A 22,634-nucleotide genomic window follows, 5' to 3' on the forward strand; every position below is an offset into this window, starting at 1 on the left:
AGGAACCTGCGCCTTCGAGGCGCTGGCATGACGCATTACGGCGCGCGCGCGCGATCCTTTAGGGGCAGGTGTGAAAAACCTTACAGTCACGTAAAGATTACCGGTCGGTCAGCCGTTTCGGTGTGCAGATTGTGGGATATTTCGGAATCCAAAAATAACGCCGCCACAAGGAAAAGGGCGCATGAAGCGCCCTTTCGTTATGTTTCGCGCGATACGTCGCGCCGTGAATTTCTGCGTTAGCGGCGGGCCTGCCACGTTCTGAGCAGCAGCGCGTTGGTCACGACGCTCACGCTGGAAAACGCCATGGCTGCGCCCGCGAGCATGGGGTTGAGCAGGCCGAAGGCGGCGAGCGGAATCCCGATCAGGTTGTAGACGAACGCCCAGAACAGGTTCTGCTGGATCTTGCGCCACGTGCGCCGCGAAATATCGATTGCGGCGGCAACGAGCGCCGGGTCGCCGCGCATGAGCGTGATGCCTGCCGCGTGCATGGCGACGTCGGTGCCCGTGGCCATGGCGATGCCGATGTCGGCGGCGGCGAGCGCCGGAGCGTCGTTGATGCCGTCGCCGGCCATCGCGACGATGCCGCCGCTCTTGATCTTGAGGTCGCGGATCGTGCGCGCCTTGTCGTCGGGCAGCACCTGCGCGTGGACTTCGCCGATGCCGAGCTGCGCGGCCACGGCTGCCGCGCTGCCCGCGTTGTCGCCAGTCACGAGCACGCTGCGCACGCCCATCGCCTCGAGGCGCGCAATGGCTTCGCGCGCCGTGGGCTTCACGGTGTCGCCGAAAGCGAGCAGGGCGACGACGCCGCCGCCGTGCGGCTCGAATAGCCACGACACCGTATTGCCCGCCTCTTCGAGCGAACGCGCGCGGGCCGCGAGCGTGGGCGGTACGGCGAGCGCCAGTTCGTCGAGCCAGCGGCCGCTGCCGATTGCGAGGCGCCGGCCGTTCACTTCGGCCTCCACGCCGCGCCCTGGCACCGCGCGCGCATGGGCGGCGACAGCCAAGGCGCCTGGCGCCTGGGCTTTTGCCTGTGCTTCATACGCCTGCACCACGGCTTTCGCGAGCGGGTGATCGCTGTGCCGCTGCACGGCGGCGGCGAGCGCGAGCGCTTCGCCGCGCGCGAGCCCCTCGGCCGCTTCGAACGCGGTGAGCGAGGGCTGGCCGAGCGTGAGCGTGCCGGTCTTGTCGAAGGCGACCACGCTCACGTTGTGGGCGGTCTCCAATGCTTCGGCGTCCTTGATGAGCACGCCGTGGCGCGCGGCCACGCCGGTCCCGGCCATGATCGCGGCAGGCGTGGCAAGGCCGAGCGCGCACGGGCAGGCGATCACGAGCACGGCCACGGCATTGAGGATCGCCGTTTCGGCGCTCGCGCCCGCGAACAGCCAGCCGCCCAGCGTGATGGCCGCGATCACGAGAATCGCGGGGACGAACACGGCGCTCACGCGGTCGACGAGACGCTGGATCGGCGCCTTTTCGGCCTGTGCGCTTTCCACGAGGCGAATGATGCGCGCGAGCGTGGTTTCCGCGCCGATGGCCGTGGTGCGCACGGCGATCGCGCCTTCGCCGTTGATCGAGCCGGCCGTGACGGGATCGTCGGGCGCTTTCGGCACCGGCAGGCTTTCGCCCGTGATGAGCGATTCGTCGATGTGGCTGCGGCCTTCGAGCACGACGCCGTCCACGGGGAGGCGCTCGCCGGGGCGCACGACCACCACGGTGCCCACGCGAACCTGGGCGAGCGGGACTTCGCGCTCCTCTGCGTTGGCGCCATTTGCGCCATCGACGCGGATGCGCGCGCGATCCGGCCGCAGCGCGTTGAGGGCGCGGATCGCGTCGGTGGTCTGGCGCTTCGCGCGGGCTTCGAGCCACTTGCCGAAGCGCACCAGCGTGATGACCACCGCCGAGGCCTCGAAGTACAGATGGGCCATGTCGCCGGGGTGCGCGAGCATCGCATAGACGCTCACGCCATACGCGGCCGAAGTGCCGAGCGCGACCAGCAGATCCATGTTGCCCGCGCCGGCGCGCACGGCCTTCCATGCGGCGCGGTAGAAGCGCGCGCCGAACACGAACTGCACGACGCTCGCCAGCGTCAGCTGCGCCGCGGCGGGCAGCATCCAGTCGAAGCCGAGCCAGTGGCCGAACATCGGCAGCACGAGCGGAGCCGTGAGCACCGCCGAAATCAGCACGGCGCGCCATTCGCGGCGCGCCTCGTCGCTGGCGGCGGCACCTTTCGCCGGGGTGGCGGCGTCTTCGTCGGCGGCGAGCGGCGTGGCTTCATAGCCGGCCTTCTTGACGGCGGCGACGAGCAGGTCCTGCAATTCGCCCGTGAGCGGCGAGCGCGTGTTGACGGTGGCCTGTTCGGTGGCGAGGTTCACGCTTACGCCAGCCACGCCGGGCACGCGCGCGAGCGCCTTCTCGACGCGGTTCGCGCATGAAGCGCAAGTCATCCCGCCGATGGCGAGCGTGGCGGCTTCCGTGGCGACGGGCACGGCTTCATAGCCGGCCTTTTCGACGGCGGCGACGAGCGCGGCGGGCACGACGCCGCCGCTGGCCTCGACGGTGGCCTTTTCCGTGGCGAGGTTGACCGAGGCGCGCGTGACGCCCGGAACCTTGGCAAGCGCTTTCTCGACGCGCATGGCGCACGAGGCGCACGTCATGCCGTGGACCTCGAGTTCGGCCACGGCGGTATCGGTGCGCTCTGCTACGAGGGGTTCATTCATGATGGGGTGCGAGCACTGGCTGTCATCGATGTTAGGCAGTATCTACGTTCCCATCATGGGAAGGTCAAGGGGCGCGACATTACGCCCCTTTCGTTTCAGAGGGAAGTCCTGAGAGCAAGCTCTCGAGCTGTAACGCAATTTTCCACGCTGCAGGCTTTTCAGGCCCAGGCGCGAGCGATACGATACCAACCGGCGGCATTGGCGCCTTGCCGCGCGCATTTGACCACGGCCCTGGGGGGGCCCGCGCGCGGAGTGGCCAGCCGGTCGACGTCACTTCATGGACCGCCCGCACCGAATACAACCAACAAATGACAACAATACATCGAGCATTCTCTACGTACCGTAGCTGCTCCGCGCTTGCCTGTCTTGCCCTGATCGCCGGATGCGCCTCGGCGCCGGGCGACGTTGCGCCGAAGAGCAACGGCTGGATGAAGGACGAAGTCTCCGACTCCTATGTGTTTGGCTATCCGCTCGTGCTGATGGACGTGGCGCGCGAAGCCGCCACCGGCAGCGCGCCCGGCCAGGCCGCGCCGAACACGCTGCGCCACGCGCAGTCGCTGCCGCCCGTCGGGGCTTCGAGCCCGCCCGAACCCAACCTCGACACGCTGACTTCCAGCGGCTGGCTCGACGTTTCGAGCGAGCCGGTGCTCGTCACGCTGCCCGATACGCACGGCCGCTACATGGACGCGCGCGCGCTCGACATGTGGACGAACGTCGTCTGGTCGACAGCCGCCGCGCAGACCGGCGAACGTGTCAGCGGTCTGAAAGCGCAAACGATTGCATTTGTTCCGGCCGGCTGGAAGGGCACGCTGCCCGCGCGCGTGAAGCGCGTCGATGTGTCGACGCGCTACGTGTGGTTCCTCGCGCGCATCCAGACGCGCGGCGGCGGCGACCTCGCGGCTGTGCGGCTGCTGCAGCACGGCCTGCAGGTCACGGCGCTTTCCGGGTGGGACGAGCGCGGCGCGCGCGGCAAGGCCGGCGCTCGCCGCGGCCGCGGCAACGAGCCGACCGGCGCCACGCAGAGCGGCGATCCGGTCGCGCCGGGCACGCCGTCCGCCCAGGTCGCGGCGCTCGACGCGAACGGTTTCTTCGACCGGCTCGCCCAGGCGCTGGAAGACAATCCGCCCACGGCGGACGACGCGCACGCGCTCAAGATTCTCGGCGACATTGGCGTGCACCCGGGCGACCCGGCGCAGTTGCCCACGGGCGCGAAGGACGCCGCAGTCGTCAAGGCGGGTCTCGCCGATGGCCGCACGCGCGCCGCGACGCCGCCGGCCAACCTGCTGGCAGGCAACGGCTGGCTCTGGGTGGGCGACGATGCGGGCAACTACGGCCCCGACTACTCGCTGCGCGCCTATGCGGCGTACACGTCGCCGGGTCTGCCGACGACCCGCGACGAAGTGCGCGCCCGCGTGAGCCAGGACAGCGACGGTCATGCGCTCAACGGCGCGAACCGCTACACGATCCACTTCACGGCCAAGCAGTTGCCGCCGGTGCGCGGCTTCTGGTCGATCACGGCCTATACGACCGACGGCGCGCTCGATGCCGACGCGCCCGTGCGCGTGGCGTTCGGCGACCGCAGCGGCGCACGGCGCAACCGCGACGGCTCGCTCGACGTGCACGTGAGCGCCGAGCGGCCGCGCGGCGGCGCGAACTGGGTGCCGGCGCCGCATGGCGACTTCCGCCTCGTGATGCGCCTCTACGCCGCGAAGCCGCAGGCGACCGATGGCAGCTGGCAGCCGCCCGCCGTCGAGCGGCAGTAATCGCTGAACCGGGCTGAACCAGGCGTTGGCGGGCCGCTGTCCCGCCAACGCTTTTTTTGCGCCGCATAAGCCCGCTCAAGCGCCACGCCCGGCTTTTCCGCCCGCATTTCATGCATTGCGCAACACGCGCGACGGCCCCCCGCAATCGCCGGGCCATCGCCTTTGCGCTGTTACTTCTTGTTGCGCAATACCTGCGCCGCGGGCGGCGTTTTCCCGCCGTCCGATCTTCTATCGGACCTATACTTCCGGCTGTCGGCATCCCCGGATTTCCGACATCAGACCCACATCCCGCGGCGGGCCTGTTGCCGCCTCATCCGCAAGCAAGCATGGCAAGCCTCAACAAAGCGTCGCTCAACTCTTCCTTGCAATCGGTGCGCGCGGTCGCGCGTGCGCCCCGCACCCGGCGCATCCTCACGGGCGTCGTCATCTTTCTGATTGTGTTCGGCCTGGTCGGCTTCTTCGCCGCGCCGCCGATCATTCGCCACGTTGCCGAGCAGCAGTTGAGCAAGCAGCTCGACCGGCCCGTCACGATCGGCCGCATCGCGCTCAATCCGTACACGCTGCGTCTCGAAGCGGACCGCGTGCATATCGGCGAGCGCGGCGGCAACGGCGACTTCTTCGATGTCTCGCGCGCCGTCGTGCAGGCGTCGTGGTCGTCGATTTTTCGCGCGGCGCCCATCGTCGACGAACTGCGGCTCGACTCGCCGCGCGCCACGATCGTGCGGCTCGACGCGCAGCACTTCAACTTCTCGGACCTCATCGAGAAGTTCTCGACGCCCTCGAAGCCCAGCAGCAAGCCCACGCAATTTTCGGTTTCGAACATCCGCATCGAGAACGGCCAGATCACCTTCGACGATCGCGTGCTCAACGAAAAGCACGTGATCGACCGCTGGTCGCTCGGCATTCCGTTTATCGCCACGCTGCCTTCCAAGACCGATATCTTCGTTCAGCCAATGCTGCGCGCGCGCATCGACGGGGCGAGCACGCTCGCCATCGACGGCAGGACCAAGCCCTTTTCCGCGACGCGCGAGTCGGAAGTGGAGCTGCGCCTGACCGACCTCGACGTGCCGAAGCTCCTCACCTACGCGCCGACGAAGCTGCCCGTCACGGTGAAGAGCGGCAAGCTCTCGACCAACCTCAAGCTCGATTTCGTGATGTCGGGCGAGAAGCCCGCGCTGCGTGTGACGGGCACGACCGACCTGAACGACTTCGACTCGACCGACAACGCCAACGCGCCGTTCTTCGGCGCGCGCAGCCTGCACGTGGCGGCGGCTTCGCTCGAACCGTTCAGCAATGTCTATCGCTTCGACGACATCCATCTTGACGCGCCCACCGTGTGGGTCGCGCGCGACAAGCAAGGCATGCTGAGCGTCGAGAAGTTAATGGGCGCGCCGGCCGCGCAAAATGCGCCGGCCGCCGGCAAGGCCGCGAGCGCCGCGCCGGCCTCGGGCGCCTCGGGTGCCCGGAGCGCGCAGGCGGCGGCCGAGGAAGCGAAGCCCGCGCCGCTCGATGTTTCGATCCGCCAGTTCGCGCTCACGAACGGCACCGTGCACGTCGCTGACGATGTGCCGGCGCGGCCGGTGAACGTCGAGCTCACGCAGCTTTCGACCACGCTTACTAATTTCTCGACGACCGCCAAAGCGGGCGCGCCGTTCACGTTCGCGACCAACGCGAACGACGGCGGCACGATCAAGGCGTCGGGCACGGTGAGCCTCGCGGGCAAGAACGCCGAAGCCAACATCGCGCTCGAGCGCGTGAGTCTGCCGCAGGCGCAACCGTATATCGACAACCTGAGCGGCGCGCAGATTCTGGACGGCAAGCTCAATCTCACGTCCACGCTCAAGGCCGACTGGGCGCAGCAGCCTGCCGTCGTGCAGGTCGGCCAGAGCACGCTCGGCCTCGAATCGCTCAAGCTCGCGGCGCGCGGCGCGAAGGCGCCTGCCATTGCGCTCGCCCAGGGCACGGTGCAGGTGAGCGGGATCGACCTCAACGCGCGCAAGGCGCAGATCGCTTCGGTGGACGTGACCGGTCTCGTGGTGAACGCCGAGCGCCAGAAGGACGGCAAGCTCGACCTGGCGCAACTCGCCTCCACGCATCAGGCGGCGCCCGAGCGCACGGCGATTCACGCGGCCCAAAAGTCGGTGCAGGAAGGGCCGGCCTGGCGATACACAATCGACGCTTTCACGCTGAACAACGGCACGATCAATTTCACGGACAGCTCGACGCCGCGCCCGGTGAAGCTCGCGATCACGCCGTTCGACCTGAAGATCCAGCAGATCAGCGACGACCTGAGGCACCCGCTGCCGATCGACCTGAAGGCGACCGTCAATCGTAGGGGCACACTCGCGCTGAGCGGCAAGATCAACCCGACGCCGCTCACGGCGCAGTTGAAGATCGACGCAAACCAGCTCGACGCCGCCGCGTTCGAGCCTTACTTCGGCAATCAGCTCAACGCGGTGATCGCGAGCGCGCTGCTCAACATGAACGGGCAGCTTTCGGTCGAGCAGGGCAAGGCGCTCAAGGCGAACTATCGCGGCGACGCGGCGCTCGTGGACGTGCGCATGCTCGACAAGGCCACGTCCGGCCCGTTCGCGGGCTGGCGCTCGCTCGCGCTCACGAACCTGAAGGCGAACTACGACGACGCGCGCGGCACCGACGTGGACGCGAGCCGCGTGACCTTCGCCGGCTTCTATGGCCGCGTGCTGCTCGACGCGCAAGGCAAGCTCAATCTCAAGGACGTGGTCGCGCATCAAACCGGCGCGGCGCAGTCGCTTACGCAGGACACGAGCGGCAAGCCAGGCGCGCACGAGCCCGTGCCGCTCACGCCGCAGGCGGCGAGCGCACCCGTGCAGACGGCTTCCGCACCCGCGCCCGCTTCCGCGCCTGCCACGGTCGTGGCCGCACAGGCGCCGAAGAACCCCGTGCGCCTGCACTTCGGCGAGCTCGTGCTGCAGGACGGCCGCGTGAACTACACCGACAACTTCATCAAGCCGAACTACACCGCCGATCTCGTGCAGATCCACGGCACGGTGGGCGCGTTCGGCACGCAGTCGACGACGCCCGCGCCGGTGGACGTTTCCGCGAAGCTCGCGGCGAACGGTCCGCTCTCGATCAAGGGCACGGTGAACCCGCTCATCGAGAAGCCGTCGCTCGACCTCACGGCGAGCGCGCACGATATCGAGCTTACGAACCTCACGCCGTATTCGGCGAAGTACGCGGGCTATCCGATCACGAAGGGCAAGCTCAACGTCGATCTGCATTACCAGCTCGCGAACGACCAGCTCACGGCGAACAACCATATCTTCATCGACCAGCTCACGTTCGGCGATCACATCGACAACGACACGGCCACCAAGCTGCCGGTGCGGCTCGCGATCTCGCTGCTCAAGAACCGCAAGGGTGAGATCGACGTGAACATTCCGGTGTCGGGCTCGCTCTCGAACCCCGAGTTCAGCCTGGGCGGCCTGATCTGGAAGGCGGTGCTCAACCTCATCGCGAAGGCCGTGACCGCGCCGTTCACGCTGCTCGCCAACGCATTCGGCGGCGGCGGCGAAGACCTGGGCTATGTCGAATTCGCGGCCGGCACGGCAACGCTGACCGATGCCGACCAGAAGAAGCTCGACACGATCATGAAGGCGCTCGACGACAAGCCTTCGATCAAGATCGATCTGATCGGCCGCGTCGATCCGGCCGTGGACACGCCCGCGCTGCGCGAGCAGTACGTGGATCGCCTCGTGCGGCTTCAGAAGGTGAAGGACACGGTGGGCAACGGCGAGAGCGTGGATACCTCGCAGGTCAAGGTGGACGACAAGGAGTACGAGAAGTACCTCGCCAAGGCCTATAAGGATGCGGACTTCAAGAAGCCGCACAACATGATCGGCCTCACGAAGACGCTGCCCGTGGACGACATGAAGCAGGCGCTAGCCGACCACGCACCCGTTGACGACGCCACCTTGCGCAACCTCGCTCAGGACCGTGCGCAAGCGGTGCAGCAGTACTTCGAAGGCAAGGTCGATCCGAGCCGCGTGTTCATCGTGGCGCCGAAGCTGGACGCCAAGGGCATCGAAGACAAGGGCGCGACGACGCGGGTGGATTTCGGTCTGAAATAAGCGGCGCGCTTCTATGCAAAGACGCGATTCGATGCAGCGGCGCGCTTGGGTCTAACCGGCGCGCCGCAGCTTTTTCGGGTTCGCAAACGCATGTTCCTCGATGACCTGCGCGAGCGTCGCAAAGGCCGGCGCGATTTCCTCGTGCGGCACGCACGCGTAACCCGTTAGCAATCCTTTGCGGTCCTGGCGCACGCTGTAGTAGGCCGCGAGCGGGCGCACGATCACGCCCGCGTCGTAGGCGGCCGCAGCGATGGCGCGATCGTCGGTGTGGTCGGGCAGGCCGAGCACGAAGTGCAGACCCGCTTCGTCGCCCATGACGGGCAGCGCATCGCCGAAGTGGCGCGTGACCGCGTCGATCAGCAGCTGGCGCCGCTCGCCATAGAGCGTGCGCATGCGGCGCACGTGCGAAGTGAGATAGCCATCCATGATGAATTCGGCGAGCACGGCCTGCTGCATGAGCTGGCCTTCGCGATACAGCTCCGCCACGCCCGTGCGGAACGTGGCCGCGAGCCGCTCGGGCACGACCATGTAGCCGATGCGCAGGCCCGGAAACAGCAGCTTGCCGAGGCTGCCCACGTAGATCACGCGGTCCGACTCGTCGAGACCCTGCAGCGAGGCGAGCGGCCGGCTGCCGTAGCGGAACTCGCTGTCGTAGTCGTCCTCGATGATCCACACCTTGTGCTGGCGCGCGTATTCGAGCAGCGTGCGGCGGCGCGCGAGGCTCATCACCATACCGAGCGGGTATTGATGTGAAGGCGTGACGAGCGCGATACGCGGCGGGTCGCGCAGGTCCTGCTCACGCGGATTGAGCCCTTCGTCGTCGACGGGAATGGGCGCGAGCTTCAATCCCGAGGACTGCAACACACTGCGCGCGCCCCAGTAGCACGGCTCTTCGACCCACGCCGTGTCGCCGTGGTCGGCGAGCAGCCGCACGGCGAGATCGATGGACTGGTGAATACCCGTAGTGATGATGATCTGGTCCGGCGTGCAGCGCACCGAGCGCGCCACGCGCAGATAGTCCGAAAGCGCGCGCCGCAGCGGACGGTAGCCGCCGCCGGGCGCGTAGGTCAGCAAACCATGATTCGCCGATTTCCATAACCGGGCCTGCAAGCGGCTCCACGTGCGCGCCGGAAACTCGGCCACGTCGGGCACGCCCGGCATAAAGGCGCCCCACTGCCTGGCGGACACGCCCGCCTCGTCGATGAGCCGTTGGCCGCGCATCGACATGTCGCCGCGCGGGGAGGCGCCGCTCGCGTCGTCGTCCTCGTCGTCGGCGGCGGCGGCTGGCGTCGGCGTGCTCACGGCGGCCGAGTCGGGGCGCGTGTCCGCGACATAGGTGCCGCTGCCGGTGGTCGAGATCACGTAACCCTCGGCGCTCAGCTGGTCGTAGACGTGCAGCACGGTGTTGCGCGCCACGCCGAGGTCGCCCGCGAGCGTGCGCGAGCTGGGCAGCTTGGTGCCGGGCGCGAGCCGGCCCGTCAGGATGGCCTGCTGCATGAGCTGCAGCAGCTGACGGTAGGCGGGCTCGGCGCTTTCCTTGTCGAGCTGCGCCGCGAGCCATTCGGACAGGATCACCATGGCTAAGTGGTTCCATCGGTAATAATGAAATGGCTCCATTGAATAGAGCCGGGACCATCTATAGTAATTCGCACGTCAGTTTCGGTTAACGCCTGCGCCAGGATTTATTTAATCGCGTCAGAAGGGCCGGCCGGGAAAAAGAGTATGCAAAGGAGACAGGGCGGATGAAGACCTCGGATGTGATCGTCAGCTTTCGCGGCGTGCGCAAGACCTATGACGGCGAAACGCTGGTCGTCAAACAACTTGACCTTGATATTTATCAAGGTGAGTTTCTGACGCTGCTCGGCCCGTCCGGCTCGGGCAAGACCACCTGCCTGATGATGCTCGCCGGCTTCGAGTTTCCCACCGGCGGCGAGATCCGCCTCGACGGCAAGCTGCTCAACAATGTGCCGCCGCACAAGCGCGACATAGGCATGGTGTTCCAGAATTACGCGCTCTTTCCGCATCTCACGGTCGAGCAGAATGTCGCTTATCCGCTAGGCGTGCGCAAGGTGCCCACCGCCGAGCGCGCGCAGCGCGTGAACGACGCGCTCAAGATGGTGCGCATGGAAGGCTTCGCGAAGCGCTATCCCGCGCAGCTTTCGGGCGGCCAGCAGCAGCGCATCGCGCTCGCCCGCGCGCTCGTGTTCCAGCCCAAGCTCGTGCTCATGGACGAGCCGCTCGGCGCGCTCGACAAGCAGTTGCGCGAACACATGCAGTACGAACTGAAGTCGCTGCATGAAAAGCTCGGCGTCACGTTCGTCTACGTGACGCACGATCAGGGCGAGGCGCTCACGATGTCGGACCGCGTGGCCGTGTTCGACAAGGGCATCGTGCAGCAGCTCGACAGCGTGGACCGGCTCTACGAGTCGCCCTGCAACGAGTTCGTGGCGAACTTCATCGGCGACAGCAACCGGCTGCGCGGCACCATTGCCGCTGTGGATGGCGAGTACTGCGAAATGCATCTCGCCGACGGCACGCGTCTCACCGGCCGCAACGTGGCGGGTGCGCAGGCGGGGGCCGCGGCCATCGCGTGCATTCGCCCCGAGCGCATGAAGCTCGCGAACGGCTCGAAGGGCAATGGCGCAAATTCGCTGGCCGGAGAAGCGCGCGGCCTCATCTATTTCGGCGACCACGTGCGCATGCGCTGTGGCCTGCCACAGCAGGACGAGTGCTTCGTGAAGGTGCCGCTCGGCACCGAGGCGCTCGACGGCTTCGCGCCCGGCCAGCCGGTCGCACTCGAATTCGCGCCCGAGCATTTGCGCGTGTTCGCATGAGGCGTGCGGGCGCGGTGCGCAATCTTGCGCGCCGTTGCCTCGCGAAGCGTCTCGACGATCGGGCCTCGTTTCTCGCATCGAAGGGCCCGGCAAGACAAACCATCAAGGAGAAGGGACTCAACCATGAAGCAGATCGGCAACATGCGCGTTGTAGCGGTCGCGGCCGCACTCGCACTCTCGTTTGGCGTGGCGAATGCCGCGGAACTGACCGTCGTGAACTTTGGCGGCGCCAATGGCGATGCGCAGAAGGCGGCGTTCAACGAGCCGTTCCAGACGCAGACCGGCAACAAGATCACCGCTGTCGAGTACAACGGCGAGCAGGCCAAGGTGAAGGCCATGGTCGACGCGAAGCACGTGGACTGGGACGTGGTGGAAGTCGAAACCGGCGACATCGCGCGCGGCTGCGACGAAGGTCTCTACGAGAAGCTCGACTGGGCCAAGCTCGGCAACAAGGGCGACTTCATGAAGGCGGCGCAGCAGCCCTGCGGCGCAGGCTTCTTCGTGTGGTCCACGGCGCTCGCCTATAACGCCGACAAGCTCAAGACCGCGCCCACGAACTGGGCCGACTTCTGGGACGTGAAGAAATTCCCGGGTAAGCGCGGCATGCGCAAGGGCGCCCGGTACAACATGGAATTCGCGCTGATGGCCGACGGCGTGGCGCCGCAGGACGTCTACAAGGTGCTCTCGACCAAGGCCGGCCAGGACCGCGCTTTCAAGAAGCTCGATGAACTGAAGCCGAACATCCAGTGGTGGGAGGCAGGCGCGCAGCCGCCGCAATTCCTCGTAGCGGGCGACGTCGTGATGTCCACGGCGTACAACGGCCGTATCGATGCCGCGCAGCGCGAAGGCAAGAACCTCAAGGTGGTGTGGACCGGCAGCATCTACGACCTCGACTACTGGGCGATCCCGAAGGGCGCGCCGAACAAGGCGCTGGCCGAGCAGTACATCGCCTACACGCTTTCGCCGAAGCCGCAGCAGGAATATGCGCAGCACATCGCGTATGGCCCGGTGAACGCGAACGCGATCAAGGCGCTCGATGCGAAGACGCTCGCCAACCTGCCGAATTCGCCGGCCAACGGCAAGAACGCCATCCAGGAGAACCTCACGTTCTGGACCGACCACGGCGACGAACTGGAGCAGCGTTTCGCCTCGTGGGCTGCGAAGTAAGGATGAGGTAGACGCTCCGGCGCGCAAGCGCCGGAGCGGTTTGGCTGCATGGCTGGAGACCGGATGTGACCACAATGACGACCGTGACCAACGTTGCCGGCGCGGCAGGCGAAGAGGCCGCGCGCCTGAAGCGGGAACTGCGCGTAGCGCAAGCGAAGAAGCGCACGATGGCGCTCATGCTGATCGCGCCGCTCGCGATCTTTCTGCTGCTGATTTTCGTGGTGCCGATCGCCGCGCTGCTCACACGCGCGGTGCAGAACCCCGAAGTGGCGACGGCGCTGCCGCAAACCATCACGGCGCTGCGCGACTGGGACCGCAAGAGCGCGCCGCCCGACGCGGCTTACGCGGCGCTTGCGCAGGACCTCACCGTCGTAAAGGAAGGTGATGCGATGGGCGCGCTGGCGCGCCGCCTGAACGTGGAAATCGCGGGCTTCCGCTCGCTGGTCGCGAAGACGGCGCGCGCGATGCCGCTCGCCGACGACGACGGCAAACCGCTCGCGCTGACCCCCGCGCAAACGCGCGCCAAGATCGTCGAGCTCGACGACCGCTGGAGCGACGTCGCCTACTGGCAGGCGATCGCGAAGAACAGCTCACGCTATTCGCCGTTCTACCTTCTCGCATCGCTGGACCACCGCCAGGACGCATTCGGCCGCATCGTGGCCGCCGACCCTGAGCAGCAGATTTATCTCGACGTGTTCGGCCGCACCTTCGTCATCAGCGTGTTCGTGACGGTGTTCGCGTTGCTGCTCGGCTATCCGCTCGCTTACTGGATCTCCACGCTCTCCGAGCGCCGCGCGAATCTCGTGATGATTCTCGTGCTGATTCCCTTCTGGACGTCGATTCTCGTGCGCGTGGCCGCGTGGATCGTGATTCTCCAGGGCGAGGGTCTCGTCAACAAGGCGCTGCTGGGCACGGGCCTCATTTCGCAGCCCCTGACGCTGCTGTTCAACCGCGTGGGCGTCTACATTTCGATGACGCACATCCTGCTGCCGTTCATGGTGCTGCCGCTCTACAGCGTGATGAAGTCGATCCCGCCGACTTACCAGCGCGCGGCCGTGTCGCTCGGCAGCCATCCGTTCGCGGCCTTCTGGCGCGTGTATGTGCCGCAGACGTACCCCGGCGTGGGCGCGGGCGTGCTGCTCGTGTTCATTCTCTCGATCGGCTACTACATCACACCGGCGCTGCTCGGCGGCCCGGGCGACCAGATGGTCAGCTACTACGTGGCGTACTTCACCAACGTGTCGATCAACTGGGGCATGGCCTGCGCGCTCGGCGCGCTGCTGCTCGCGGCGACCACGGCGCTCTATTTCGTCTACGGGCGCTTCACGCGCACGCAACTGAGCCTCGGCTGAGGAAGGCGCAACCATGAAATTCGCCAAACCGCTTTTTGCGCCGCATACGTCGGCCGTCGAACGCGTGTGGTACTTCGCGCTGCGCGCGCTCGTCGTGCTCACGCTGCTGTATCTGATCCTGCCCGTGCTCGCGATCGTGCCGCTGTCGTTTTCGTCGAGCACGTTCCTGGTTTATCCGATTCCAGGCTGGTCGCTGCGGTGGTATGAGAACCTCGTGATGTCCGACGAATGGCGCATGGCCGCGAAAAACAGCTTCATCGTTGGTCCCGCCGCCACGGTCGTGGCGACCGTCCTCGGCACGCTCGCGGCCATTGGCATCACAAAGGCCGATTTCCGCGGCAAGGCGCTGCTCATGGCTGTGCTCATCTCGCCGATGATCGTGCCCGTGGTGGTGGTGGGCGTGGGCATGTATCTGTTCTTCGCGCCGCTCGGCCTCGCCAATACGTATCTCGGGCTGATCCTCGCGCACGCGTCGCTGGGCGTGCCGTTCGTCGTGACCACGGTCGCGGCCACGCTGCAGGGCTTCAATCACAATCTCGTGCGTGCGAGCCTTTCGCTCGGGGCGAATCCGGTCACGACGTTCTTCCGCATCACACTTCCCGTCATCGCGCCGGGTGTGATTTCGGGTGCGCTGTTCGCGTTCGCCACGTCGTTCGACGAAGTCGTGGTGACGCTCTTCCTCGCGGGCGCCGACCAGACCACCTTGCCGCGCCAGATGTTCACGGGCATACGCGAGAACATCAGCCCGACGATCGCTGCGCTCGCAACGATCCTGATCGTGTTTTCCACGTGTCTGCTGCTCGCGCTCGAATGGCTGCGCGGCAGGAATGCGGCGCGCGCGGTGAAGGCGTGATGGCGTGAGCCGTCGATAAAAAAGGCAGCGCCGCGGCGCTGCCTTTTCGCTTTTGCGCGTTACGCCTGCAGCAGCGGCGGAACGCGCCGCTTGACCCACTGCGTGGCCCGATCGTACACGTGGGCGAGTTGCAGCACCGAGAGGTCCGCGTGCGGCTTGCCGATCACCTGCAGCCCCATCGGCAGGCCTTGCGCATTGAAGCCCGCCGGTACGCTGATGACCGGCAGCCCCGCGAGACTGCCGCCAATCACGACTTCCATCCAGCGGTGATAGGTATCCATCGTGCGGCCCGCGATCGACTGCGGCCAATGCTCGCTCGCGTCGAACGGGAAGAGTTGGGCGCTGGGCAGCACGAGGTAGTCGTAACGCTCGAAGAGCGCGAGCAGCGCGTTGTACCACTGGCTGCGTGTGACCGAGGCGTTCCATACGTCTTCGCCCGATAGCTTCCGGCCGCCTTCCACTTCCCATTGGGCTTCCGGCTTGAGCAGCGCGCGCTTTTCCGTGTCGCGATAGAACGCGCCCAGCGTGCCCGCGCACGAGAAATGGCGCAGCGTGAGCCACGTTTGCCACACGCGCTCCATGGCGAAGTCGGGGCGTGCGGCTTCGACCTTGCAGCCCACCGATTCGAAGTCCTTGAGCGCCGTTTCGCACAGTGCGAGCACGCCGTCTTCCATGGGCAGATAGCCGTCGTAATCGCCTAGCCAACCGATGCGCGCGCAACCAAAGTCGCGCTCGAGCGGACCCGTGAACTGCGCAGAATCTTCGGCAATGGAAAGCGGCGCGCGCGCGTCGTAGCCCGCCTGGGTGGCAAGCAGCATCGCGAGGTCGGGCACAGTGCGGGCCATCGGGCCCGCGTAGCCGAGCTGATGGAAGAACAGTTCGTGCGCAGGCACGGAGGGCACTCGGCCTTGCGAGGGACGAAAGCCGAACACGTTGTTCCAGCCGGCGGGATTGCGCAGCGACCCCATCATGTCGCTGCCGTCCGCCACGGGCAGCATGCGCAGCGCAAGCGCCACGGCCGTGCCGCCGCTGCTGCCGCCCGCGCTGCGCGTGAGGTCGTAAGCGTTGAGCGTGGTCCCGAAGACCGTGTTGTACGTGTTCGAGCCAAGGCCGAATTCCGGCGTGTTCGTCTTGCCGATGAAAATCGCGCCCTGTGCGCGCATGCGCGCGGCCATCAGGGAATCGGCCGCGGGCACTTCGTCGCGCAACAGCGGCGAGCCTTGCGTGTACGGGATGCCGGCCGTGGCCGTGAGATCCTTCGGCGCTTGCGGCATGCCGTGCATCCAGCCAAGGTACTCGCCTCGCGCGAGCTGGGCGTCGCGAACGCCCGCCTCGGCGAGCAGCGAGGCGCGCTCGCGCAGCGAGACGATGGCGTTGGCCGGCGTATTCACACGCTCGATATGGTCGAGAAACGCGCTCATCACTTCGCGGCAGGACACTTTGCGCAGGCGTATCCATTCCGAAAGCTGAAGTGCGTCGGCCGCGACGAGATCGTTGGGCGACAGTCTTGCGGGGGACAGCGATGCCTGGTTCATACGTGTCTCTCGTTTGCGGATGGAGCAGGGGGAGGGTCATTGTCGCGCACGCGCGGCGCAAGCGAAAGGAAACGAATGGTTGCCGCAGCAGGGTGCCGGTTGCCGTGTGGGGCGGCCAGTCTACCGAACGGGCGCGGCGGGTGCCGACGTGTCGTTGCCCTGCGCAGGCGGCGCTGTGCCGGGGAGTGGGGCGCCACCAAGCGCTTGATAGAGCGCCGCGGTGTCGGTTAGCCGATCCGCATGAACGCGCGAGCGGTCGAGCGTTGCCTGGAGTGCCTGGCGTTGCGCATCGATCAACGAAGACTCGCTCACGCCGCCTGCGTTGTAGCGCGTTTGTGCGATCGCCGCGTTGGCCTGCGCCTCACGAGCGGCGTCGTCGCGCGCCTGCAGTTCGGTCGCATCGTTCTGGAGCGCCTGGAGCGAGTCGGCGACCTGCTGCAGCGCTTGCAGGACCGTCTGACGATAGTCGGCAAAAGCGGCTTCATAGGCGGCTTGTGACGCACGTTTTTTCGCGCGCAATTCGCCGCCATGGAACAGCGGCTGTGTGAGGCCGAGTCCGACGTTCCAGATGTTCAGCCCGCTGATGACGTCCTCGATACGCGTGCGCTCCGACCCGATACTCGCCGAGAGTGAGATCTGCGGATAGAGATTCGCCGTCGCCACGCCCACGTTCGCGCCAGCCTGGTGCAGCAGCGCCTCGGCGGCGCGTATGTCGGGCCGCTCGCGCGCCAGCGTGGAAGGCACAGTGAGCGCAACCGTATCGGGCAGATGCAGGGTATCGAGAGAAACGGCGTCGAGCGGCGCGGCGAACTGCGCAGGCGCGACGCCCAGCAGGGTGGCGAGCTGATGCTCCGCAGCCTCGCGCTGCGTTTCGAGCGGTGGCAGCGAGGCGCGCGTTTGCGCGAGCAGGGTGCGCTGGCTGCGCACGTCGATCTCCGCTACGCCGCCGGCAGCAAGGCGCGCCTGCATGATAGCGAGTTGGCGCGCCTGCGTCTGCGCGAGTTGCATGGTGAGGTCGATCTGGCGTTGCAGCGACGCGCGGCGGATGGCGGTGGACACCACGTTGGCGGCCACTGAAAGTCGCGCGGCCTCCATTTCGTACGCCAGATAATCGACTTGCGCGAGCGTGGATTCCAGCGCGCGACGGTTGGCGCCGAACAAGTCGAATACGTACGAGACGCTGACCGAAGCGTTGTAAAGCGTAAACGGCGGTGGGTTCGGCACTTGCGTAATGCCGAAAGCGGCGAGATCGACCTTCTGGCGCGTGCCGGAAAGTTTCAGATCCACGGCGGGAAAGTTCGTCGCGCCGGCCTGCGCGTTGTAGTTTTCGCGCGCTTCCACGAGCCTGGCGCGCGCCGAGTCGAGCGTGGGGCTCGCGCGCAAGGCCTGATCGACGAGTTCGTTCAACTGCGCGCTGCCAAACTGTATCCACCATGCGTTTGGAGCGTGTTCCGCGGCCGTGAAGGTCTGCGCGCCGCCGCCGGGCCCGGTGGCGCTGGCGGTGGACGCCGGCACAGGCTCGCGCGTCCAGCCCGTGGCATCGGGCGCGGCGGGCGGGTGGAAATCGGGACCCACGGTGCAGCCCGCGAGCATGAGCACAAGCAGGCAGGCAAGGGCGGCGTCGCGCTTCATGGTCATGTGCCTCGCGCTAGTCGAGCGTGCGCCGGTAAAAGCGCACGGCGATCGCCATGACCGCGACCGTAAATACGGCGAGTGGCCACACCGCGGGCCACAGGTCGGTCCAGCCGTTGCCCTTGAGCAGGATACCGCGCACGAGCCGGTTGAAATACGTGAGCGGCAGCAGATTGCCGAGCCACTGCGCCCAGCGCGGCATGCCGCCGAACGGGAACATGAAGCCGGAGAGCAGCAGGCTTGGCAGGAAATAGAACATCGTCAGCTGCATGGCCTGCAACTGGTTTTGCGCGAGCGACGACAGCGTGATGCCCACAGTGAGATTCGCGGCGATGAACAGCAGCGCCGAAAGATAGAGCGTGACGAGACCGCCCGCAAACGGCACGTGAAAGACGTAGCGCGCGGCGAGCACGATGATGGTCGCCTGGATCAGCCCGATCGCCACGTACGGAATGATCTTGCCCGTCATCACCTCGATGGGCAGCACTGGCGTGGCGAGCAGGTTCTCCATCGTGCCGCGCTCGCGCTCGCGCGTGATGGCGAGGCCCGTCATCATCACCATCGTCATCGTGAGGATCACGCCCATGAGGCCGGGTACGACGTTGTATTGCGTGATGCCCTCGGGGTTGTAGAGCCGGTGCACTTGCACGTCGAACGCGGCGGGCGTGCCGTTCAAGTGCGCGAGCGGGCCGGTGAGGTCCTTCGCGGCCACGGGAGCGACCAGCCCGGGCAGCGCCGCGAGCGCGGTGGTGATGGCAGTGGGGTCGCTCGCGTCGGCTTCGACGAGCAGCGAGGGTCTTTCGCCGCGCAGCAGGCGCCGCGAAAAATCGACAGGAATACTGAGCACGAACTGCACCGTGCCGCGCGCGAGCGCATGACGCGCGGAGGCTTCGTCGGGCAGCGTTTCGATCACGTCGAAATAGGCGGAATTGCGCATGCCCGCGACGAAGCTGCGCGCGAACACGCTGTCCTCACCCACGACGATGGCCGTGGGCAGATGCTTGGGGTCGGTGTTGATCGCATAGCCGAACAGCGTGAGCTGGATGATCGGCAGGCCGACGATCATCGCGAACGTGATGCGGTCGCGTTTGAGCTGCAGGAACTCCTTGAGCACGATGCTCCACCAGCGCGCCACGGAAAACGGGAACGACGCGCTCACGACGTGACTCCGTAATTGTCCTGAGCGTGGCTCATCAGGTAGATGAAGACATCTTCGAGACCGGTGTCGATGCGCTCCGCGCGCAGCGGCTGGCCTTCCACTGCCCGCTCGACCGCTCTGGCGAGCGCGGCATGATCGCGTCCGCTCGCATGCAGCGCGGAGCCGAACACGACCGTCTGGTCGATGCCCGGCGCGTCGCGCAACTGCGCGGCGAGTGTGCTCAGCCGCTCGCCATGAATCGCCCACGTTTCGAGATTCTGTTCAGCGATTACCTCGGCAGCAGTGCCCTGCGTGAGCAGCTTGCCGTAGGCGATATAGGCGAGCTTGTGGCAGCGCTCGGCTTCGTCCATGTAATGCGTGCTCACGAGCACCGAAATGCCCCGCGCGGCGAGCCGGTGCAACTCCTCCCAGAAGTCGCGGCGCGCGGTGGGATCGACGCCCGCGGTTGGTTCGTCGAGCAGCAGCAATTCGGGCTCGTGCAGCATGCAGGCCGCGAGCGCGAGCCGCTGCTTCCAGCCGCCCGAAAGCGCACCCGTGAGCTGGCTCGCGCGGCTTGCGAGCCCGAGCGATTCGAGTGCGCGATCGACGGCTTCGCGGCGGTTCGGCATCTCGTAGATGCGCGCAACGAAGTCGAGGTTCTCGCGGATCGTCAGGTCTTCCCAGTACGAGAAACGCTGCGTCATGTAGCCCACGTGACGCTTGATCTGTGCGCTTTGGCGCAGGATGTCGTAGCCAAGGCAGGTGCCTGAACCGGAGTCGGGCGTGAGCAGCCCGCACATGAGCCGGATCGACGTGGTTTTGCCGCTGCCGTTCGGGCCGAGAAAGCCGAATATCTCGCCGCGCGCCACACGCAGCGACACGTCGTTGACGACATGCTTGTTGCCGAAACGCTTGTTGAGATTGCGCACGTCGATGGCGTAGTCGCCGGCAGATCGATCAGGTGTGCTCATTGCAGCGTCACCTCGACCGGCTGGCCCGGGTGCAGCTTCACGGCGTCCTGTGCGGAAGGCCGCGCCTCGATCATGAAAACGAGCTTCGCGCGGTTCTCGTTGCTGTAGATGACGGGCGGGGTATATTCGGCGGCGTTCGAAATCCACGTGATGGTGGCGGGCACCAGGGCGGCGCAGCCCTCGCAGCGTACGTTCACCTTGCGGCCCGGCGCGAGCGATCCGACGATTGTTTCCGGCACGAAGAAGCGCACCTTCACGTTCTGCGGCGGCAACATCTGCACGACGGGGTTGCCCGCCTGCACCCACTCGCCCACACGAAACAACGTATCGTAGACGAGGCCGCCGCTCGGCACGCTCACGCGCTTCTGGTCTAGCCGCCACTGCGCCTGCGCGAGCGAGGCACGCGCGGCCTCGACGTCGGCGGCCTGGGCGGCGATTTGCGCAGTACGTCCCGGCAGATTCGCCACGCGCACCTGGTTTTGCAGTTCGCGCACCTGGGCGGCCGTGGAGGCGGCCTGCGCGCGCGAGTCGTCGAGCTGCGCCTGCGCAATGCCGCCTGCGCGCAGTTGCGCTTCGTCGCGTGTGAGCTGGAGCGCGGCCTTGCGCGCGTTCGCCTCGGCCTGCGCGAGCTGCGCCTCGGTCACACGCACTTCGGGCGGACGCTTGCCGGTCTGGAGGTCCGCGAGTTGCTGCTGTGCGGCCGTCAGGCGATGCTGCGCCTCGTCGCGCGCGGCCGCTTCCTCGACGGAGTCGAGCGCGAAGGCGGGCGCATTGGCGGCCACGGTTTGCCCGCGTTGCACTTCGAGGTGCGTGAGCGTGCCCGACTGCGACGACGCGAGGTAGACGTACTCGCCTTCGGCATAGCCCTGCCAGCCAGCCGGTCCATGCCTGGAGCATGAGGCGAGCACGAACGCCGCGACGCATATGCCGGCAATGCGGCGCATCATGACGCGTCCTCCTTGCGGCTTGCCGTCGGGCCCGTCGCGCGGCGCGCGCGCGTGTCCTGCGGCGCAGGCCGCAAGGCCGCGCTCAACAGCGCGCTCACATGCCGATGCAGCGCCTCGCGCTCGATCTTCGGAAAGCCGCGCACACTTTGCCAGAGCTTCGAAGTGGCGAGCGGCAGCATGACGAGCGCGAGAATCGAGATGAACAGCAGCGGCGCCTCCAGTTCGGCGTTGACGTTGCCGTCGCGCTGCGCCTCACTGACGCGCGCGGCAAAGCGCTGCAACTGCTCAGTGGGCAGCCGCTTGAGCATGCGCTCGCGCAGCAGGCCACCTTCGTTGACGATTTCGCGCAGCCAGAGCGGCGGCAGCCAGGGCATGCGCAAGGTGACGTCGAAGAGCCGCGCGACCAGTTCCTCCACGAGCGCGTGAGGGTCTTGCGCGAGATCGCCCTCGGTGCTGTCCACACTCTCCCACACGAAGGCGATCGAGCGCGCAATGCGCTCCTCGACCACGGCGTCGAGCAGCTTTTCGCGGTTCGTGAAGTAGTAGTGAACCATGGCGGACGTCACGCCCGCGGCCTCGGCGATCTGAGCCATGGTGGTGGCCGCGATGCCCTGCTCGCCGAACAGTTGCGTGGCGCTGGCGAGCAGCCGCTCGCGCATGTCGAGATCGGCGGCGGCGGCGCGGCGCCGGCCGCGCGGGCGGGGCGCAGCAGGAGCGGTGCGGGTGCGCGCGATCATCGTTCTACTTTAATTCACGCGTTAGTTAAATTCAAACTGCGCGCGCAGTGGGTTAACCCTGCGACAGTTCCTTTCGGGTTCTTTCAGAACTTTCCTATACAAAAAGGCTGGCAGGTCGGTCAGGCTGTGAGATTCACGCTGAAGGGACAAACAAATCACGCCACCATGGAACAAATAATGAAACGCGTCGTTGTCATCGACGACCATCCGATAGTGCTGAAGATGCTCGCCAATGTGCTGAATACGGAGTACGAACTGGTGGGCGAATGCAGCGACGGCGAAGCGGGCCTTCGCCTCGTCCAGGAATTGCGTCCCGATCTGGTGATTCTCGACCTCGAGTTGCCGAAGCTCGACGGCCTTTCCGTCATCCGCGGCATTCGCGCGCACCAGCCCGGCGCGCGCATTCTCGTGCTCTCTGCGAAGCCCGAGTTGGTGATGGCCAATCACACGCGTATCGCGGGCGCGAACGGCTATGTCAACAAGAATCGCGGTGTGGAGGAACTGTGCGGTGTGGTCAAGGCGGTATTGCTCGGCTACGACTGCTTCCCGGCGGGCAGCTGCGGCGGCGGCCGCGACGTGGCGCTCAACGGGCTGTCGCCTCGCGAAGTCGAAGTCCTGCAGTATCTCGCGCGCGGTTTGAGCAACAAGGGTATCGCGGCACGGCTCGGGCTTTCGGATAAGACCGTCAGCACCTATAAGACCCGCGTGCTGGACAAGCTCGGCGTGTCGTCACTTGCGGCGCTGATCGAGTTTGCGACGTTGAACAAGCTGATCGAATAGCCCGACCCAAAGCCCAGTCGAAAAAAAAGCCCGACTTGCGTCGGGCTCCAAGTGTGACCGCACCCGTTGCCGGGCGCGGCACCTGCAAAAAACTGCGTA

At 66.5% G+C, this 22,634-nt stretch carries 14 protein-coding genes and 2 pseudogenes; 7 read left to right on the forward strand and 9 right to left on the reverse strand.

Translation table 11 applies throughout. From position 1 onward, the window contains the following. Window positions 1-236 precede the first annotated feature (236 nt). Window positions 237-2,717 (reverse strand): heavy metal translocating P-type ATPase, encoded by a 2,481-nt coding sequence (locus M3A49_RS29695; protein WP_266232186.1) that lies wholly within the window; start codon window positions 2,715-2,717, stop codon window positions 237-239. 308 nt (window positions 2,718-3,025) lie between these two features. Between M3A49_RS29695 and M3A49_RS29700 the strand changes: the two genes are divergently transcribed. Together M3A49_RS29700 and M3A49_RS29705 are read left to right on the forward strand one after the other, a co-directional pair. Further along, window positions 3,026-4,480, forward strand: a complete 1,455-nt coding sequence (locus M3A49_RS29700) for a DUF1254 domain-containing protein (RefSeq protein ID WP_266232187.1) — start codon at window positions 3,026-3,028, stop codon at window positions 4,478-4,480. Between the two features lie 326 nt (window positions 4,481-4,806). Next, a complete protein-coding gene (locus M3A49_RS29705) occupies window positions 4,807-8,589 on the forward strand; it encodes a DUF748 domain-containing protein (protein ID WP_266232188.1) in 3,783 nt (1,260 codons plus the stop codon). Between the two features lie 51 nt (window positions 8,590-8,640). On the opposite strand, the pseudogene M3A49_RS29710 reads toward M3A49_RS29705, so the two are convergent. Beyond that, window positions 8,641-9,819: pseudogene (locus tag M3A49_RS29710) on the reverse strand (PLP-dependent aminotransferase family protein); the annotation flags it as partial. A gap of 65 nt (window positions 9,820-9,884) precedes the next feature. Next, a pseudogene (locus tag M3A49_RS42775) lies at window positions 9,885-10,167 on the reverse strand (GntR family transcriptional regulator); the annotation flags it as partial. Window positions 10,168-10,331: 164 nt separating this feature from the next. Between M3A49_RS42775 and M3A49_RS29715 the strand changes: the two are divergent. From M3A49_RS29715 to M3A49_RS29730, 4 genes are all read left to right on the forward strand, one after another. Further along, window positions 10,332-11,423 (forward strand): ABC transporter ATP-binding protein, encoded by a 1,092-nt coding sequence (locus M3A49_RS29715; protein WP_266232190.1) that lies wholly within the window; start codon window positions 10,332-10,334, stop codon window positions 11,421-11,423. Between the two features lie 141 nt (window positions 11,424-11,564). After that, a complete protein-coding gene (locus M3A49_RS29720; protein WP_266232203.1) occupies window positions 11,565-12,590 on the forward strand; it encodes an ABC transporter substrate-binding protein in 1,026 nt (341 codons plus the stop codon). 74 nt (window positions 12,591-12,664) lie between these two features. Beyond that, on the forward strand, window positions 12,665-13,942 hold the full coding sequence (locus tag M3A49_RS29725) for an ABC transporter permease (RefSeq protein WP_266232204.1): 1,278 nt from the start codon (window positions 12,665-12,667) through the stop codon (window positions 13,940-13,942). Window positions 13,943-13,955: 13 nt separating this feature from the next. Next, window positions 13,956-14,795: an ABC transporter permease gene (locus M3A49_RS29730; RefSeq protein WP_266232191.1), complete on the forward strand. Its 840-nt coding sequence runs from the start codon at window positions 13,956-13,958 to the stop codon at window positions 14,793-14,795. A 59-nt stretch (window positions 14,796-14,854) separates the two neighbouring features. Here the strand turns inward: M3A49_RS29730 and M3A49_RS29735 are convergent, their stop codons facing one another. The 6 genes from M3A49_RS29735 to M3A49_RS29760 form a co-directional block, all read right to left on the reverse strand. Next, a complete protein-coding gene (locus M3A49_RS29735; RefSeq protein WP_266232192.1) occupies window positions 14,855-16,330 on the reverse strand; it encodes an amidase in 1,476 nt (491 codons plus the stop codon). A gap of 120 nt (window positions 16,331-16,450) precedes the next feature. Then, on the reverse strand, window positions 16,451-17,968 hold the full coding sequence (locus M3A49_RS29740) for an efflux transporter outer membrane subunit (protein ID WP_416339033.1): 1,518 nt from the start codon (window positions 17,966-17,968) through the stop codon (window positions 16,451-16,453). Between the two features lie 10 nt (window positions 17,969-17,978). Next, a complete protein-coding gene (locus tag M3A49_RS29745; RefSeq protein ID WP_028202890.1) occupies window positions 17,979-19,121 on the reverse strand; it encodes an ABC transporter permease in 1,143 nt (380 codons plus the stop codon). Beyond that, window positions 19,118-20,071 (reverse strand): ABC transporter ATP-binding protein, encoded by a 954-nt coding sequence (locus tag M3A49_RS29750; protein WP_254356442.1) that lies wholly within the window; start codon window positions 20,069-20,071, stop codon window positions 19,118-19,120. Before M3A49_RS29750 ends, M3A49_RS29745 begins: the two co-directional genes overlap by 4 nt. Next, window positions 20,068-21,015, reverse strand: a complete 948-nt coding sequence (locus M3A49_RS29755; RefSeq protein WP_266232205.1) for an HlyD family secretion protein — start codon at window positions 21,013-21,015, stop codon at window positions 20,068-20,070. Before M3A49_RS29755 ends, M3A49_RS29750 begins: the two co-directional genes overlap by 4 nt. Further along, window positions 21,015-21,755, reverse strand: coding sequence for a TetR/AcrR family transcriptional regulator (locus tag M3A49_RS29760; protein WP_266232194.1), 741 nt, complete (start codon window positions 21,753-21,755; stop codon window positions 21,015-21,017). Before M3A49_RS29760 ends, M3A49_RS29755 begins: the two co-directional genes overlap by 1 nt. A gap of 177 nt (window positions 21,756-21,932) precedes the next feature. Between M3A49_RS29760 and M3A49_RS29765 the strand changes: the two genes are divergently transcribed. Continuing rightward, complete coding sequence (locus tag M3A49_RS29765; RefSeq protein WP_028202894.1) at window positions 21,933-22,535, forward strand: response regulator transcription factor; 603 nt, start codon at window positions 21,933-21,935, stop codon at window positions 22,533-22,535. Window positions 22,536-22,634: the final 99 nt, after the last annotated feature.

The organism is Paraburkholderia sp. CNPSo 3076 (assembly GCF_026343935.1).
In the GTDB taxonomy this organism is placed as follows: domain Bacteria; phylum Pseudomonadota; class Gammaproteobacteria; order Burkholderiales; family Burkholderiaceae; genus Paraburkholderia; species Paraburkholderia nodosa.

Coding starts and splice junctions, on each gene's coding strand:
- M3A49_RS29695 (WP_266232186.1), bottom strand. CDS start 2,717: ATGAATGAACCCCTCGTAGCAGAGCGCACCGATACCGCCGTGGCCGAA.
- M3A49_RS29755 (WP_266232205.1), bottom strand. CDS start 21,015: ATGCGCCGCATTGCCGGCATATGCGTCGCGGCGTTCGTGCTCGCCTCA.
- M3A49_RS29750 (WP_254356442.1), bottom strand. CDS start 20,071: ATGAGCACACCTGATCGATCTGCCGGCGACTACGCCATCGACGTGCGC.
- M3A49_RS29765 (WP_028202894.1), top strand. CDS start 21,933: ATGAAACGCGTCGTTGTCATCGACGACCATCCGATAGTGCTGAAGATG.
- M3A49_RS29725 (WP_266232204.1), top strand. CDS start 12,665: ATGACGACCGTGACCAACGTTGCCGGCGCGGCAGGCGAAGAGGCCGCG.
- M3A49_RS29740 (WP_416339033.1), bottom strand. CDS start 17,968: ATGACCATGAAGCGCGACGCCGCCCTTGCCTGCCTGCTTGTGCTCATG.
- M3A49_RS29700 (WP_266232187.1), top strand. CDS start 3,026: ATGACAACAATACATCGAGCATTCTCTACGTACCGTAGCTGCTCCGCG.
- M3A49_RS29715 (WP_266232190.1), top strand. CDS start 10,332: ATGAAGACCTCGGATGTGATCGTCAGCTTTCGCGGCGTGCGCAAGACC.
- M3A49_RS29735 (WP_266232192.1), bottom strand. CDS start 16,330: ATGAACCAGGCATCGCTGTCCCCCGCAAGACTGTCGCCCAACGATCTC.
- M3A49_RS29760 (WP_266232194.1), bottom strand. CDS start 21,755: ATGATCGCGCGCACCCGCACCGCTCCTGCTGCGCCCCGCCCGCGCGGC.
- M3A49_RS29730 (WP_266232191.1), top strand. CDS start 13,956: ATGAAATTCGCCAAACCGCTTTTTGCGCCGCATACGTCGGCCGTCGAA.
- M3A49_RS29705 (WP_266232188.1), top strand. CDS start 4,807: ATGGCAAGCCTCAACAAAGCGTCGCTCAACTCTTCCTTGCAATCGGTG.
- M3A49_RS29720 (WP_266232203.1), top strand. CDS start 11,565: ATGCGCGTTGTAGCGGTCGCGGCCGCACTCGCACTCTCGTTTGGCGTG.